Source organism: Bacillus sp. NPDC094077 (assembly GCF_050279465.1).
Lineage (GTDB): Bacteria > Bacillota > Bacilli > Bacillales > Bacillaceae_G > Bacillus_A.
Genome location: NZ_JBNNUF010000012.1, coordinates 87,588 through 102,850, shown reverse-complemented (window position 1 = coordinate 102,850; position 15,263 = coordinate 87,588). Strand labels below are relative to the sequence as shown.

The 15,263-nt window shown below is 33.3% G+C and carries 18 protein-coding genes; 4 read left to right on the top strand and 14 right to left on the bottom strand.

The features are described 5' to 3' along the window. Positions 1 to 103: 103 nt before the first annotated feature. The 4 genes from ACQKNR_RS23245 to ACQKNR_RS23230 form a co-directional block, all read right to left on the bottom strand. Positions 104 to 739 (bottom strand): HAD family hydrolase, encoded by a 636-nt coding sequence (locus ACQKNR_RS23245; protein WP_427321006.1) that lies wholly within the window; start codon positions 737 to 739, stop codon positions 104 to 106. Positions 740 to 846: 107 nt separating this feature from the next. Beyond that, positions 847 to 1,434 (bottom strand): YpjP family protein, encoded by a 588-nt coding sequence (locus ACQKNR_RS23240; protein WP_427321004.1) that lies wholly within the window; start codon positions 1,432 to 1,434, stop codon positions 847 to 849. 432 nt (positions 1,435 to 1,866) lie between these two features. Further along, on the bottom strand, positions 1,867 to 3,066 hold the full coding sequence (locus ACQKNR_RS23235) for an ABC transporter permease (protein WP_427321002.1): 1,200 nt from the start codon (positions 3,064 to 3,066) through the stop codon (positions 1,867 to 1,869). Beyond that, positions 3,059 to 3,769, bottom strand: coding sequence for an ABC transporter ATP-binding protein (locus tag ACQKNR_RS23230; protein WP_427321000.1), 711 nt, complete (start codon positions 3,767 to 3,769; stop codon positions 3,059 to 3,061). Before ACQKNR_RS23230 ends, ACQKNR_RS23235 begins: the two co-directional genes overlap by 8 nt. A gap of 153 nt (positions 3,770 to 3,922) precedes the next feature. Here ACQKNR_RS23230 and ACQKNR_RS23225 point away from each other — a divergent pair, with 153 nt between their 5' ends. Together ACQKNR_RS23225 and ACQKNR_RS23220 are read left to right on the top strand one after the other, a co-directional pair. Beyond that, positions 3,923 to 4,354, top strand: a complete 432-nt coding sequence (locus tag ACQKNR_RS23225) for a GNAT family N-acetyltransferase (RefSeq protein ID WP_427320998.1) — start codon at positions 3,923 to 3,925, stop codon at positions 4,352 to 4,354. Positions 4,355 to 4,383: 29 nt separating this feature from the next. Next, positions 4,384 to 4,911: an HAD-IIIA family hydrolase gene (locus tag ACQKNR_RS23220; RefSeq protein WP_427320996.1), complete on the top strand. Its 528-nt coding sequence runs from the start codon at positions 4,384 to 4,386 to the stop codon at positions 4,909 to 4,911. Positions 4,912 to 5,290: 379 nt separating this feature from the next. Here ACQKNR_RS23220 and ACQKNR_RS23215 read toward each other — a convergent pair whose 3' ends face one another. The 9 genes from ACQKNR_RS23215 to ACQKNR_RS23175 form a co-directional block, all read right to left on the bottom strand. Next, the gene (locus ACQKNR_RS23215; RefSeq protein ID WP_427320994.1) at positions 5,291 to 5,509 is read right to left on the bottom strand and encodes a helix-turn-helix domain-containing protein; all 219 of its coding nucleotides are present in this window, start codon (positions 5,507 to 5,509) and stop codon (positions 5,291 to 5,293) included. 10 nt (positions 5,510 to 5,519) lie between these two features. Further along, entirely contained in the window at positions 5,520 to 6,005 is a 486-nt protein-coding gene (locus ACQKNR_RS23210) for a DUF2975 domain-containing protein (protein WP_427320992.1), read from the bottom strand. 575 nt (positions 6,006 to 6,580) lie between these two features. Beyond that, complete coding sequence (locus ACQKNR_RS23205) at positions 6,581 to 7,021, bottom strand: N-acetyltransferase family protein (protein WP_427320990.1); 441 nt, start codon at positions 7,019 to 7,021, stop codon at positions 6,581 to 6,583. After that, a complete protein-coding gene (locus ACQKNR_RS23200) occupies positions 7,018 to 7,491 on the bottom strand; it encodes an SAM-dependent methyltransferase (RefSeq protein ID WP_427320988.1) in 474 nt (157 codons plus the stop codon). The genes ACQKNR_RS23205 and ACQKNR_RS23200 overlap by 4 nt, the downstream gene beginning before the upstream one ends. Before the next feature lie 88 nt (positions 7,492 to 7,579). Next, the gene (locus tag ACQKNR_RS23195) at positions 7,580 to 8,281 is read right to left on the bottom strand and encodes an aspartate/glutamate racemase family protein (RefSeq protein WP_427320986.1); all 702 of its coding nucleotides are present in this window, start codon (positions 8,279 to 8,281) and stop codon (positions 7,580 to 7,582) included. Between the two features lie 184 nt (positions 8,282 to 8,465). Next, positions 8,466 to 9,668 carry an iron-containing alcohol dehydrogenase gene (locus ACQKNR_RS23190; protein WP_427320984.1) on the bottom strand — a complete coding sequence of 401 codons (1,203 nt, stop codon included), beginning with the start codon at positions 9,666 to 9,668 and terminating at the stop codon, positions 8,466 to 8,468. Positions 9,669 to 9,755: 87 nt separating this feature from the next. Further along, positions 9,756 to 11,195, bottom strand: a complete 1,440-nt coding sequence (locus ACQKNR_RS23185; protein WP_427320982.1) for a GntP family permease — start codon at positions 11,193 to 11,195, stop codon at positions 9,756 to 9,758. 215 nt (positions 11,196 to 11,410) lie between these two features. Then, positions 11,411 to 12,076 carry an HAD family hydrolase gene (locus ACQKNR_RS23180; RefSeq protein WP_427320980.1) on the bottom strand — a complete coding sequence of 222 codons (666 nt, stop codon included), beginning with the start codon at positions 12,074 to 12,076 and terminating at the stop codon, positions 11,411 to 11,413. 15 nt (positions 12,077 to 12,091) lie between these two features. Next, positions 12,092 to 12,733 carry a class I SAM-dependent methyltransferase gene (locus ACQKNR_RS23175; RefSeq protein ID WP_427320978.1) on the bottom strand — a complete coding sequence of 214 codons (642 nt, stop codon included), beginning with the start codon at positions 12,731 to 12,733 and terminating at the stop codon, positions 12,092 to 12,094. Positions 12,734 to 12,901: 168 nt separating this feature from the next. Here ACQKNR_RS23175 and ACQKNR_RS23170 point away from each other — a divergent pair, with 168 nt between their 5' ends. Together ACQKNR_RS23170 and ACQKNR_RS23165 are read left to right on the top strand one after the other, a co-directional pair. Continuing rightward, the gene (locus ACQKNR_RS23170) at positions 12,902 to 13,699 is read left to right on the top strand and encodes a lipid II flippase Amj family protein (protein ID WP_427320976.1); all 798 of its coding nucleotides are present in this window, start codon (positions 12,902 to 12,904) and stop codon (positions 13,697 to 13,699) included. A 31-nt stretch (positions 13,700 to 13,730) separates the two neighbouring features. Then, positions 13,731 to 14,306, top strand: a complete 576-nt coding sequence (locus ACQKNR_RS23165; RefSeq protein ID WP_427320974.1) for a nucleotidyltransferase family protein — start codon at positions 13,731 to 13,733, stop codon at positions 14,304 to 14,306. 37 nt (positions 14,307 to 14,343) lie between these two features. Here the strand turns inward: ACQKNR_RS23165 and ACQKNR_RS23160 are convergent, their stop codons facing one another. Then, a complete protein-coding gene (locus ACQKNR_RS23160) occupies positions 14,344 to 15,258 on the bottom strand; it encodes an alpha/beta fold hydrolase (RefSeq protein ID WP_427320972.1) in 915 nt (304 codons plus the stop codon). Positions 15,259 to 15,263: the final 5 nt, after the last annotated feature.

Below are 15,263 nucleotides of genomic sequence, written 5' to 3'. Positions count from 1 at the left end.
CCTACCTACTTTTTAAACATGAAAGATAGAAACCTTTAGAGATTTCTTCAATATTTGCTGCATCTTTTACTATTTGTAAATACCTGCTCGAAGTGTATTCATATTAAGAATGCGCCGCCTGTACTACTTGCACAATTTCTCCTGGAGTGTTAACCATATAATCTGGAGCATCCTCTTTTACAGCTTCAATGACATCATATCCCCAAGATACCCAAATTACATTCACCCCAGCCTTTTTACTTGCTGCTACATCTCGCTGTTCATCACCAACGTATAACATATCTTGCTCCGTTATCTTTTTTGACTTTAAAAATCTTTTTATCATTTTATCTTTACCAAACAAATTTTTAGAACAATACACTTCTTGAATATTTTCTATTTCATTATTGTGTAAAAACGCCCGAATATGCTCTTCTGAGTTCGATGATATGACTGCAATCCCGTAGCCTTTTTTATGTAATTCATCTAATACATCCTTCATCCCATGGAACAAAACGAGATCTTTTATAGCGGGTTGATATAGTTTATAAAACTCTAACGCTAAAATAGGAAGCTTATAAAGTGGTACATCAAGCTTTTTACATCTCTCAGACATTGTCAATTTTCGTAAGGGTTCAATTTCTTCCTCACTAACTGTCTTATAGCCATGCTTTTCAGCAAGTTGATTATAAATCGGTACAAATATATTTTGTGAATCTACTAATGTGCCGTCAAAATCAAAAACAATATATTTTTGCATCCCCATACTCCTTTTTCTTCTTTTTTCCTAAACATATGATATTCAACAACATAGTTGTCTTACCCTTTTACAAACATAAAAAAGAACAAGATTTTCTCTTGTTCTTTTTAAGAAAGCCATTTTGGCGGTACATTCGTATTCCAATAAATATTTCCTAATTCATGATGTCCAGAGTATCCATCATCAAAACGATGATAGTGGAAATTAAAATAATAACCATCTTGTGGCGGATGATCTCTCCTTACATGAAATCGTAGTAAGTCATTTCCTGATTTCGTATCATAAACGTGAAAAATCTTTTCATTATTTCCACCAGCTGGTTTTTGAGAAATCGCTAATGATTGTAATGACTCTTCTGGTACATCATTGGCAAGTTCAGCAATTGCCTCTTCAATTTTCGGTAATATTACATCTTTAAACTCATCTTCAATTACTGGACCAATTTTAGTACCGAACTTTTGCATCGACTGCTTCTCTGCTTCTTGCATTGCATAAGTAATAAAAGTATCGGTGGTTAACCTATCATTCGTCTCTTCATATGTATAGGACGTACTCTCCAAATTTTGTTGCCCAGCTGTGCTCGTAGGCTTGTCCGCAGCTTTGGCATTATCAAGTAAAATGGAAGGAGGCGTCACTAAACCAAATGTAAATACGGTAATTAATGCGACTAAGGTTTTTCTAAACCAATTTGGCATTTATGTTCCCTCCCCTTTCACTCATTATATTTTATATAACGGTTGTTTCTTCTATTATACAAAATGATTGTAATTTTTGCACTTTACAATTTTGTTAACGTTCACATATTTTTCACTTGAATATGAAATTGTAAGATTTCATACAATATAAAGTGAAACTATAATCAGTGGGGCTTGTTCATCCCCACTGATTATTAGTTGAACCAATCGGGCGTTTACGGGCAGTTAATCTCCCTACCTAACTTCTTTGCTCCAGCCGAATTTTGAGGCGGGAGTTTTACTGCCCGTTAATGCGGGATAAATACAACAACAATGAGGAGGCGATCGAATGACTTTAGATGTCATGTATTCCGCCGCAAGCGTACTCGTTTTAGTATATTTTATTTATCAATGTATTACAGACTAGAAAAAGAGCCATTTTCCGGCTCTTTTTTATGGTAAAAATACAATCCAACCAATCAATAATATAAAAATAACCGCTGCAATCACAGCAGGTAATAAATAAAAGTGAGAAAGTATAACTATTCCATATAAAAGTATAGCTGGAAGTAGTAAATAACGATTCGCCTTCCATCTTAACAATAATATTTTTCCTTCGTCACAATATAAATGAAGAAACATTTTTTTCGTAAATTCATTCCAATAATCACGCGCATAACGAGAAATTGCAAATACAGCAAATACAAGAATAATAGCTGCAATCCATTTCGGACTCACGATAATACTTACAGTACTTATACATACAATTTGAATATAAAATATTCGCGTACTACTTGTACGGTAAAATTCTTTCAAAAAACCTTCTACAATACGCGAATCAGATTTTTCTCCTAATATTTTTTTAGAACGAGGAAACATCCACGGGTTTTTATTCGAACTACTTGGCTTAGCCGCATGACCGCCAACTTGCATAATCCCACTTGTCCAACGCATACTTTCTTCTTTTTCTTTTTCAACTTCTTTAAAAAAGTAATTCTTATAATTCATCTTTTCTTTTACTAATACTATAATTAAGAAAACTGCGAGACCAATAAATAGTATTGAATAAAACACATTTTTATAAATAAAAAATAGACTAATTCCCAAAAAAGTTAAACTCATAGAAAATATTACATTTTTTATAATCCATAAAACCCATCGTTTCCCGACACGTACATATATACATCTCGTCAACAACGATAACATACATCGAAATACAGTAAAGAATGCCCAAAATAATACGATTTGTATCTTTGTTGCTCCGATACTTTTCATCAACACCGGTAACATAACAACTACTACCATTACATTCGTTATCGCTATTCGAACAAATGTATATATCATGCCATACTGGATTAATTTTCGCATATGAGTTGGATACGAAATTAAAAATAAACTATCCCCTTGTTCAAAAAATGAGCGAACTCCTCTTGAATACGTAACAAGATAAAATGCGAGTAGACCTAATCCGAAACAAACCGTTTCTTCCATCGATAATTCATTTATCCATAGTGAACGATAATAGATTCCCATAAATATAAGTGCTGGAATAATAATATATAACGCGACTGTCCAATCTGTTATAGAACGTATGGACCTCCATTTTCGCCCGAGTTCATAGCGCACTCTTTTATAAAATTGTTGTTTAATCATGCTGTTCACTTCTTACAATTGCATCAAAGCAGTCTAATAATGGACTATCCGGCATTTCAGCTAACGCTTGAATCGTATATAAATTCCCATCTGCTACTAACGTTCCTTGCGAAATGAGCAAAAATCTCTCACAAATCCTTTCAGCAGTATCCAATACATGCGTACATAGTAAAATTCCTGCTCCACGTTCTTTTTCTTTATATAAATAGTTTAAAAATTCCTTCGTAGCTACTGGATCTAATCCGATAAAAGATTCGTCAATTATATAAAAATCTGGCTCTGTTAAAAACGCCAATATAAGCATTGATTTTTGTTTCATACCTTTTGAAAACTTTGATAAATACTCATGTCTATGCTGATCCATTCGAAACATATGTAATAATTCTTCAGCTTTCCCTTCCCAGCTTCCTACTTCATTCTCTCGAGCAGCCATTAATAATTCAATATGCTCCCAGAGCGTCAAATAATCATAATATGTTGGATGTTCCGGCACGTATGCATACGGATTTTTCTTTTCACCGAATGAAATTTCACCATTTATATTTGCAAGTAAACCGAGTATCGTTTTAATCGTCGTACTTTTCCCAGCTCCATTTGCGCCAATAAGAGCCACTAGTTCACCTTCTTCAATTGAAAAAGCAATATCATGAATTATTTTTTCACCTATTTCATATCCAGCTGAGCGGATATTCACTTCTAACATACGTTCCCCTTCTTTCCATTTCCAATACAATCTAGGAAAAGAATAACATATTACTATCTATATATCATTATAAAATATTTATTTTCATAGCAGGAAAAAACATTTTTTCACAGAATATTAAATGTTTGATTACATTTTATTGGAGTGGATAACATGTCTTTTCAAATTCGCGAAGCGACGATAGATGATATATATGCACTTTGCTCTCTGACAAAAGAATTAAAAGGATCATTAATCTCCTATGAAGATATGAACAACCGATTACAATTCGTCGAAATGAGTCCTTTTGATTTTTTATATGTTTATGAGGAAGAAGAAACTATATTTGGATTACTTGGATTTCGTATACGCGAAAATTTAGAAGATGTGACACGCTATGGAGAGATTTCAATTATTAGCGTTGATTCGACAATACGGCGGAAAGGCATTGGACAAGTGTTAATGGATTATGCAGAACAATTAGCCAAAAAGCATAATTGCATTGGCACATGGCTAGTTAGTGGAACAAAAAGATTAGAAGCACATCCTTTTTATAAAAAATTAGGCTATGAAGTAAATGGCTACCGATTTGTTAAACATTTTTAAACTACTTATAAATTGAAAGGACTATAACTATGGCAAACATTAAAGCAGTTTTCATTGATCGTGACGGTACAATTGGTGGCGACACTACAATACATTACCCAGATTCTTTTACATTATTCCCTTTTACAAATGCAGCTTTACAAAAACTAAAAGCTCAAAATATAAAACTTTTCTCTTTCACAAATCAACCGGGCATTGCGGATGGGATAGCGACTGTATCTGATTTTGTACAAGAATTAAAAGGTTTCGGTTTTGATGATATTTACGTATGCCCTCATAAACATGGTGATGGTTGTGAATGCCGCAAACCAAGTACAGGTATGCTTCTTAAAGCAGCGGAAAAACATGGGCTTGTTTTAACACAATGCGCTGTAGTTGGTGATCGTTGGACTGATATTGTTGCAGGAGCAAAAGTGAATGCGACAACGATATTAGTACGAACAGGCGCTGGATATGATGCTTTACATACGTACCGAGACAAATGGGCACATATTGAGCCAAACTACATTGCAGAAAACTTTGAAGATGCAACAAACTGGGTTTTAAATCAACTATAATACAATTTAAAAGAATTCATCAATTTATCTTTATCTCTTAATTTTACTGAAGTGGATAACATAAAAGAACGTATTGATTTCATCAATTCAGAAATCCAAAGATATAATGCGGCTTTTGATTCACTCGACATAGTTTAAAACGTGGTTAAAATAGCCTTTTTGGCAAATAGTTGTCTGCCAAAAAATAAAGGTGAGATCACTTGAAAGGTAACCGGTTCCCTTTTGAGGAGCAAACATTGCAAATCACACCACATTTTTGTCACTAATATCAATGCAATTCTCTGAGTAAATAACATCAATAAACGCAAATAAGGGATAGCTTAGTGGCTATCCCTTACATTCTCTATTGACTCCCGTTAAATAAATTTGTTATCTGGTTTTATTGAGTGTCTTCGTCGCTTTTGTACTCCAAAATATCGCCTGGCTGACAATCCAAAGTCTTACATATCGCTTCTAATGTTGAAAAACGAACCGCTTTTGCTTTCCCATTTTTCAGAATTGAAAGATTCGCCATAGTAATTCCAACCTTCTCCGAAAGGACCGTTACGCTCATTTTTCGTTTTGCTAACATCACATCAATATTAATAATAATTGTCATATCCTCCACCTCAGACCGTCAAATCATTTTCTGATTTTATGTTAATCGCCTCTTGTAGAAGCTGTTGAAGAATAGCAGCAAAAACGGCGATAACGAACGAAGCAAAAATGATGATGAGTCCCATTAATCCAATAGGGGGATCAACTTTCTTCGCTATAAAATGAAAGAGTGGCAAACCTAATACATACAAACCACTGATTGTAATCGCACAGTACTTTATGTTCTTTAACGCCTTTACTGATAATTCCGAGAACGCTGTGTTCTTGTCAATGTACCGTAAAAGATTGAAAGCCTGATAGAGAGCAACGTAAAAAGGCACAGCTGCTCCATACATCACGATGAAAACAAGACATTTCATTGGGGCAATATTTGGATACAATTTTGCTGCGAAATTCGCTATATGGGGCACTAAAAATATACACAAAGTAAACACTGCAATTCCAGCCAGAAAAATAATTACCTTTAAGAAAGTGGTTGAACCTCGTTTAACATTCATTTAAAACACCTCACTTATTCAATGACAACATGATCTTACCACATTATTTATTGTTTAACAATAAATTAATATTGTTTTTTATTATATTATTATTGTTATTTATATATTCTTTTGAATTTTAAAAAATAAAAAGAAGTTCTCATCATTACAAAGAAATGGTTTTACTTTATTATGTTAAATTTACAACTTGCGCAACAAAACTTCCAAATAGTTTAATAAAGTGAATTAGCAACGAAAGATAACAAAACCTACTTAAAATAAATAATATCCTTCATCGTAAATTGTTTATCGGCAATCCTCAATCTTCGAGCCGGTTGTAGCCTTCACTTTATCCCATGAATTGTATGGCTTACAGAAGATGAAGCTATTAAAAAGCTTCTAAGAGTCAATAAGATCATTTGTGGTACAAAAAAAGGATAGAACATACAGAGATATTCTGCCTGTCACCATCCTCTTCTTTTATTCTTATATAATTTGTAACATTTTATGTCTATTCTTGTTAAGACAAGAATCGATTCAAATTTCTTGAAGCTAAATAAAACAAAATAAAAATGTATCTTTTAATCTAATATTTTTTAAAACGTTAATTCATAATGGAAATAACGATTATCTCTCAAATAACCATTTTCAGCGTATAATCGCTGTGCTGATAAATTATCAATCTCTGTTTGTAATTTTACACCTTTTGCACCATTTTCTAATGCAAATTCTTTTGCAGCTTCTAACAATTTTTTACCTGTTCCGGCTCCGCGCTTCGCCGCTTGTACAAACAGATCATTTAAAATCCACAATTCTTTCATCGAAATGGAAGAAAATGATGGATATAATTGCGTGAACCCAATATATTCACCGTCTTCAACTGCCACGAAAATAACGGATTCTTTTCTCTCGATTCGATTTCGTAAAAATACTTTTGCTCCTTCTAAATCAGAATCTTGTCGGTAAAACATGCGATAGTTATTAAAAACTGATGCTAGTCCATCTAAATCTGCAATTGTTGCCTCATATACTCTCATTTTACTCCATTCCCCTTCCAATACTGTCTCATTATATCCGTTGCCCATTTAGGTTGTAGTATTTCTTCTTTCGGCATAAACTCTTTCATTATTGGCTTTATATCCAATATAGGGGTGCCATCAATAGCATCTAACCCCTCAACAATAATTGATTTGCCTTCTCTTTTTATCACCTTTACAATTGTCACACCTATGCGATTCGGCCGATTTTTCCCACGCTGTGCAAAAATACCTACTTTAGGATAATCATTATTATTTCTAGGATGTCTAGCAAAATATTGAATTTGTTTATCAGTTACTTTATGAAAATAAAAAACAACTTCAATATGAGAAAAGTCTTCCACTCCTTGTATACTTTCCTCTGTATATATATCCGTTAAAGTAATACAGGATGTAACTTCTCCCCACTCATCATCTTTTATTTCCTTTCTTTCATTATGTACAAATGCGATTGGTTGAACTGAAAACATACGCATTCCCCCTTAAATGTAACCACTTACATTATAAAATATTTTCTGAATGTTTTCCAGACTCACGTACTAAGTTTGCATAATATAATTATGATATATTTTTTTCTAAAGCGACATTTACCGCTTCAATTGCATGTATATAAGTTGTATCAAATATCGGGATAGATACGTCTTCTTGCTTTATTAATAACCCTATTTCTGTACAACCTAATATTATTCCTTGTGCTCCTTTTTGCACTAACTCTTCTATAACTCCTTTATAATACTCTCTAGATTGCGATGTTATTTTTCCTAAACATAATTCTGTATATATTACTTCATTTATTTTTTCTCTATCTTTTTCTAATGGTACCATTACTTTTATGTCATTCTCTTCTATACGTGACTTATAGAAATCTTGCTCCATTGTATATTTAGTTCCAAGCAGACCAACCGTTTGAATACCTGTTCTTTTAATTTCTTTTGCAGTTGCATCAGCAATATGTAATACCGGAATATTAATATTCCCCTTTATTTTCTCGACCACTTTATGCATTGTATTTGTGCAAATGACTATAAAGTCTGCTCCTCCCTTCTGTAACGAATACGCCACATTCCCTAATACTTCACCTGCTCCATCCCAATCTCCGTTAGACTGATATCGTTCAATCTCTTCAAAGTCTACGCTATTAATCATACATTTTGCTGAATGTAATCCACCTAATCTACTTTTTATTTCTTCATTTAGAATTCGATAATATTCAGAAGTTGATTCCCAACTCATACCACCTATAAGGCCTATCGTTTTCATAATATAACACCCTCTTCAATATTATTTTACAGACATAAAAACTATAAATTATTATATATTTTTCATACAATAAAACAAGACTTTATAATGAATACAAAGTCTTGTTTCTAAGTGGTCCCATCCCACTAATTATTGATTTATCCTCTATTTCATTTCCAAGGAAATTTTTATTGAATTTTCAGAATTATTTACCGGATTTTTCGGAAAGATATTCATATTGATAAGTAAAACACTCTCGATACAATTGTTTAATTTCATCATAAGAAGGAACTCGTGGATTATTTCCTGGGCTACCACTTTCAATTGCATCTGAAGCCATTTTAGAAATAGCATTTTCAAATTCAATTTCATCAATTCCATATTCTTTTAAGTTTGGAATACGAAGATCAAAGCAAAGTTTTTTTATTTCAGCAAGCGTGTAGTTCGCTACTTCTGCATCAGAATATGAGTACAAATCTTTGTTTAAACTGCGTCCAATCTCTGCTAACCTTTTCACTGCACTTGTTTTTGTAAACTCTAAAACTGTAGGTAATAGTATGGCATTTGATATACCATGTGGTACATGAAATAATGCACCCACTGGCCGAGACATTCCATGAACTAATGTAACTGATGCATTAGAAAATGCGATTCCAGCTTGTAATGAAGCAATCATCAGCGCTTCTCTTGCCTCCATATTATCTCCGTCTTCATATGCAATACGTAAATATTTCATAATACTTTCAATAGCTGAAAGAGCAAGTACATCTGTAAGTGGTTGTGAAACTTTAGAAATATATGCTTCGATTGCATGGCATAATGCATCTATCCCTGTTGCTGCCGTAATATGAGGTGGTACCGAACATGTTAAAATCGGATCTATAATTGCTACTTGCGGAGTAAAACTCGGATGTTTTATCATCATTTTTACATCTGTTTTTTTATTCGTAATTACTGCCACACTTGTTACTTCTGATCCAGTACCAGAAGTTGTTGGAATTGCAATAAGTGGTAACGGGGCATTTTCTATTTCGATATCCTTTTGGACGTAAACTTCAACTTCTCCCCCATTTGTATATAAAACTGCTACTGCTTTCGCAGCATCAATACAACTTCCACCACCAATACCGATAATAAAATCACACTTTCCTTCTTTACAAATAGTTAACGCTTCTAATACGTGTATATTTGTAGGCTCAGCATTCACTTTATTAAATGTAATAACAGTAATACCTTTCTTATTTAGTTGTTTTATACACCTTTCAACATACCCTAATTTCTCCATAATTGTATCAGTAACTATAAAAACTCTTTTCCCCAATTTCTTTGATTGTTCCCCTAGTTTTTCAAGCGAATTTCTTCCATATAATACAGACTTCGGCATACGAAACTCAGCAACTTCTTGCAAATACTTCACCCCTTTTTATCCTAATTAATATTTTATTATATTAAATATAGATTTGATAAATCTTTACAATTCATATTTTATCTACTATTAATAGATTCCTGTTAAAGTATAGAATGCGATAACTAAAAATACAGCAACCGTTTTCAAAACTGTGATAGCGAATATATCTTTATATGATTGTTTATGTGTTAACCCTGTTACTGTAAGGATAGTAATAATAGCCCCGTTATGTGGTAATGTATCCATTCCTCCTGATGCCATTGATACGATACGGTGCATTACTTCTAATGGAATATCAAATTGGTTGGCTGCTGCAATAAATTTATCCCCCATCGCACTTAGAACTATTCCCATTCCTCCTGATGCAGATCCTGTAATACCTGCTAAAATATTCGTCGTTACCGCTCCATTCACTAAAGGGTTAGTAAATGTTGCAGAAATACTATCTCTCATAATTGCAAAGCCTGGAAGTGCTGCAATTACACCACCAAATCCAAACTCAGCTCCTGTATTCATTGTTGCAAGTAGAGCTCCACCAATACTTGTATTCAATCCAGCTTGAAACCCTGTTACTACTCGTTTCCAATATAATATAAGCGTTGTTACAATACCTATAATAAGTGCCAATTCTACAGACCAAATTCCAACTACCGCACTTAATTCTACTTTTCCAAATGCTTTCATGCCAATTGCTGAAAAGTCAAAACCGTTCGGATACCACTTCGGTATCATAATAGTAAAAACTTTATTCATTACACCTACTAAAATAAGTGGTATAAAAGCAATAAATTGTTGCGCCCTCGTAATATCCAAGTTTTTTAACAGTGGCATTTCTTTCTGCTCTACTTCCAATGATGCAGCCATTTCATGATTCCCATCATTAAATCCGAAATAACCTTCTCCCGCAGCCTTAGCCTTTTTACGTCTACTCTCTAAGTAAAGTAATCCTAACGTTAAAACAAAGATTGCTCCTACAATCCCAAGTATCGGTGCAGCATAAATATCAGTTTTAAAAAATGTTGTAGGTATTACATTTTGAATTTGAGGTGTTCCAGGGAGCGCATCCATTGTAAATGTTACTGCTCCAAGAACAATCGTTCCGGGAATTAAACGCTTTGGAATATTAGCTTGTCGAAACAACTTAGCTGCGAACGGATAGACAGCAAACACTACTACATAAACACTCACACCACTATACGTTAAAATAGCACCCATTAATACAATCGCTAATATCGTACGTTTTTCACCAACTAACTCGATAATCGTCTTTGCAATAGAGTCCGCAATTCCTGACATTTCTACCACTTTCCCAAATATTGCTCCTAGTAAAAACACAGGGAAATATAACTTTATAAACCCTACCATTTTCTCCATAAAGATATTAGAAAAGAAAGGTAATACATAACTAGGTTCTGTCAAAAATACCGCAAATAATGCAAATATCGGTGCGAATAAAATAACAGAAAAACCTCTATATGCTACAAACATAAGTAAGCTAAGTGCTAATAATATAATAACTAGCTCCAATTATACCCCTCCTTTAGACAGAAAATTCAATCTTTTATTGATAAACTTCTACAATTATGTTGTACTCTATTCTCCCGTGACAAACCTCCTCTATTTATTACAATTTTTTATGCTAAAAATGTCTAATTATACATATTCGATTACATATGAAAAATCCCTTTAAACATTAACGAATTCATCATCATACGTTTTAAAGGGATTACTAGTCTCTATATTTACTGCTTTATCAAACTATATTCTACACAAAAATGATGTAGTTCTTCTACATCATTTGCTATATGAATCGCACCAACTTTAGTCAATTCTTTTTCACTCCCATAGCCATACAAAACGCCTATTGAAGCTATTTCATTATGATTCGCACCTATTATATCGTGCTTTCTATCTCCAATCATGACAATTTCTTCTTTTTTAAGTTCTCCATTTGTTTGTAAAATATGAGCAATTATTTCTTCTTTTTTTATTCTCGTACCATCTAAATTACTTCCAATGATATCCTCAAAATAATTCGTTAATTGAAAATGCTCTATTACTTGTTTCGCAAATACAGTAGGCTTTGACGTTGCTACAAATAAATGATTGCCTCCATCTTTTAATTCTTGCAAAAGATTGGGAATCCCGTCATATATTTTATTTTCGAACAAACCACTTTGCTTTAAATATTCACGAAAGTAATAGACAGCCTTCTCAACTTCTATTTCACTCATATTATATCTATTTGCAAACGATTGTTGAATTGGTGGACCGATAAATGAATCTAACTCGCTTACATGTAATTCTTCAATTCCTACCTTTTTTAACGCATACAAAACTGAATTTACAATCCCTTCTTTCGGATCTGTTAAAGTTCCATCTAAATCAAATAGAAATGTTGTATACATGTTTCATTCCCTCCCTTATTTTACTTTATATGTAATCCACCAGAAGCATTCTCCTATATAAATTTGTAATTCATCACCAAATGGCTGAAAGAGAACTTGTAATTCTTCTTCTGTATAATAATTTTTAACAATTTCATAGCCTTCTCCAGTAGAAAGTATTCGCAATTTATATGTATTACTATCATTCTCTTTACGAACAAGCTCCCCACCAATTCCTTCATTAAACATATTATCTGCAAAACATACAGTTGCCCCCTTTTGTAATACTCTGTGGAACTGTTTTAAAAAACTAGTAATCTCTTCTTTTTTAATATGTGAAAACCAAAAGTTTGCATATGCCCCTTGAAAGGTGTCTTTCATTTGTTCTAGTTTAAAAGCGTTACCCTTTTGAAAGGTAACCTTCTCCTTAGAAAGCTCTTTCCCCTTCGCTATCGCTAATACTTCATCAGAATAATCAATCGCTGTTACATGTGTAGCTACATCTATAACATACTTCGTCCAATATCCTGTTCCACAAGCAACTTCAAGAACGTTTCTTCCTTTACAAATTCCTTTTAATTGTCCTTCAAGCATCCTTTGTTCTTCTTGCCTTATCGGATCATTCCGATAGTATACCGCTTCATATTCATTTGCACGATTGCTATAATATGAATGCATAACAAATTTCTCCCCTCTATTAGTCGAAACCACATCCTTTCTACAATACCATTTTAATTCTATTCAGAAAACTCTTTTTTCCACCTCTCATACTTTCAGTTACAAAAAATAGAAAGATATGATAAAGTAAAAAAGTTACAATTATTTTAATAGAAACTGGTGAAACAAATGTCAATTACATTAATATTTATTATGGCTTTCACAATTATCATCCATGCAGTCGAAACAAGTTCTTATAGTATTCGATTAGCAGGGGTTCGTTTGAAAAAGATTGCCGTTGCTTTATCTGTCGTAGGAATGGTATTGCTTATTTCAAGAACATCAAACTTACTACAAGCCTTTTTAATTGGTGGTATTGTCGATGAAGCAAAACTAGATTCTTCTATTAATTTAGAGCATATTATACGACTCGTTCTATTATCTGCTTCTATCGGTACATTACTTGCGATTATACTTTATCCGACTTTGACAAAATTATTTGGATATGTCATTCAAAACTTTGAAACAGACGGTTCTTTCATTCGAATGATGAGAACAAATAACATACAAAAATTAAAGTACACAAAAAAATATGTACGCTTTCCAAAGTTAGAAATGATTCATAGACTACGTATCGGTGGTATTCCAAAACGTATTATGCTTATTAACATGTTTGCTACTGCAATATATACAGCAGGCGTTCTTTCCGCCCTTTACGCTTCTTTTCTAAATCCAGATTATGCAACAAATGCAAGTACAGCTTCTGGCCTTGTGAATGGTTTCGCCACTATTTTATTAACAGTGTTACTCGATCCGCGTATTGCACTTTTAACAGAACGCGCCTTACAATCAGAAAATGGTGCTGAATCTATGAGTAAAATGTATGGTTGGCTAATGATATCTAGACTTTTCGGCACATTATTAGCACAACTACTATTTGTACCAGGTGCTTACTGGATTTTATGGATTATTGAACTGATGCATTAATTCATTCTCAAAAAAGCAGGTGAAATATCAAATGACTATAAAAACAGAGCAAGACATTATTCAAATGATACAAAATGATACGTGGATGATGGACGTACTACATACAGCTAAATCTCTCAAACTACCTGATTGGTGGATTTGCGCCGGGTTTGTTCGTTCTAAAATTTGGGATACTTTACATAACTATGAAGTAAGAACAGCTACACCGGATGTTGATGTCATTTATTTTGACCCTTTTCATAAAGATGAGGCATATGAACAATCATTAGAAATGAAACTAATAAATATTGATGCTACTATCCCTTGGTCAGTAAAGAATCAAGCTCGTATGCATGTGGTGAATAACATGCCACCATATTCTTCTTCTGTTAATGCTATTTCTAAATTTCCTGAAACAGCAACCGCTTTAGGGGTTACGCTTGACGAGCAAAATAATGTCATATTAACAACTCCATGCGGAATTGAAGATGTACTTTCATTACAAGTGAAACCGACAGCTCATTTTCTTGAAACGAAAGAACGAATACATATGTACAAAAATAGAGTTATGAAAAAGAATTGGCAAAGTAAATGGCCTAACATTACAATCACATATCCTGAAATTTAAAAAAGGTGCTTCGCATAATACGAAGCACCCTTTCTTTTTATTTCAAAAAATGAATAACTGTTTCCGCAAATCGATCTGCTTCCTCATAATGTGGTGAATGGCCACTCTCTTCGAATATGATATGCTTTCCATTTAGAGAATCGCGATTAAATATTTCAATTTGCTTTTCACACGTTACTACATCATGTTTTCCTACAATTAATAACATTGGGTTCTGTACATCTTTAATTTTAGATAATAATGGCGTATGGCATGCTCCTTCTAATTTTAACCTATCAAAATGGATTTTTGAACGATTTGAAAATACTTCCCACTCCTCGTCACTATATAAACTATCGTCCGTTTCATCTTCCTTATAATTATAAATCTCCATTCTTTTTTCTTCTAATTCAGCGCTTAATCTTATATATGCTTCTAGCAATTCTTCTGAACTAGCATTGTTAGATGAATAAGCAAAGCACTCTTCTGCCGCTACTTCTTTTCCATACTTTTTTAATAATGTTCCTGTCTTTTGTAATAAGGCCCTACTTGTTAATGCAAAATCGAAAGTCGGCCCTTCAAATATTATTTTCTCTATTGAATTTGGATATGTCGCCGCATATAACAATGCTAAATATCCACCGAAAGAGTGCCCGATTACAGACCATTTTTCAATTTGTAATAGTTTTCTTATTTCCTCACAGTCTTCAACTAAATCATTTAGTCCAAAAGATTCTTCCTCAGTAATTCCTTCTGATCGACAAACCCCTCTTTGGTCTAACATAATTACATATAAGGAATCTTTTAATCGTTCCGCTTGATGAAATGAAAAATCATAGCAACTCTCTCCTGGTCCACCGTGTAAGTATAATACAGGCTTATTTTTAGGATTTCCATGTGTTTCAACGTATAGCTTCTTACCTCTAATATTCATGTATTTCTCTGTTTCAATCAAATTCGTCTTTATGGTCATCACCT

Bases quoted from the DNA above. Each gene is read 5' to 3' on its own strand.
- ACQKNR_RS23245 (WP_427321006.1), bottom strand. From the start codon at position 739: ATGCAAAAATATATTGTTTTTGATTTTGACGGCACATTAGTAGATTCA.
- ACQKNR_RS23240 (WP_427321004.1), bottom strand. From the start codon at position 1,434: ATGCCAAATTGGTTTAGAAAAACCTTAGTCGCATTAATTACCGTATTT.
- ACQKNR_RS23235 (WP_427321002.1), bottom strand. From the start codon at position 3,066: ATGATTAAACAACAATTTTATAAAAGAGTGCGCTATGAACTCGGGCGA.
- ACQKNR_RS23230 (WP_427321000.1), bottom strand. From the start codon at position 3,769: ATGTTAGAAGTGAATATCCGCTCAGCTGGATATGAAATAGGTGAAAAA.
- ACQKNR_RS23225 (WP_427320998.1), top strand. From the start codon at position 3,923: ATGTCTTTTCAAATTCGCGAAGCGACGATAGATGATATATATGCACTT.
- ACQKNR_RS23220 (WP_427320996.1), top strand. From the start codon at position 4,384: ATGGCAAACATTAAAGCAGTTTTCATTGATCGTGACGGTACAATTGGT.
- ACQKNR_RS23215 (WP_427320994.1), bottom strand. From the start codon at position 5,509: ATGACAATTATTATTAATATTGATGTGATGTTAGCAAAACGAAAAATG.
- ACQKNR_RS23210 (WP_427320992.1), bottom strand. From the start codon at position 6,005: ATGAATGTTAAACGAGGTTCAACCACTTTCTTAAAGGTAATTATTTTT.
- ACQKNR_RS23205 (WP_427320990.1), bottom strand. From the start codon at position 7,021: ATGAGAGTATATGAGGCAACAATTGCAGATTTAGATGGACTAGCATCA.
- ACQKNR_RS23200 (WP_427320988.1), bottom strand. From the start codon at position 7,491: ATGTTTTCAGTTCAACCAATCGCATTTGTACATAATGAAAGAAAGGAA.
- ACQKNR_RS23195 (WP_427320986.1), bottom strand. From the start codon at position 8,281: ATGAAAACGATAGGCCTTATAGGTGGTATGAGTTGGGAATCAACTTCT.
- ACQKNR_RS23180 (WP_427320980.1), bottom strand. From the start codon at position 12,076: ATGTATACAACATTTCTATTTGATTTAGATGGAACTTTAACAGATCCG.
- ACQKNR_RS23175 (WP_427320978.1), bottom strand. From the start codon at position 12,733: ATGCATTCATATTATAGCAATCGTGCAAATGAATATGAAGCGGTATAC.
- ACQKNR_RS23170 (WP_427320976.1), top strand. From the start codon at position 12,902: ATGTCAATTACATTAATATTTATTATGGCTTTCACAATTATCATCCAT.
- ACQKNR_RS23165 (WP_427320974.1), top strand. From the start codon at position 13,731: ATGACTATAAAAACAGAGCAAGACATTATTCAAATGATACAAAATGAT.
- ACQKNR_RS23160 (WP_427320972.1), bottom strand. From the start codon at position 15,258: ATGACCATAAAGACGAATTTGATTGAAACAGAGAAATACATGAATATT.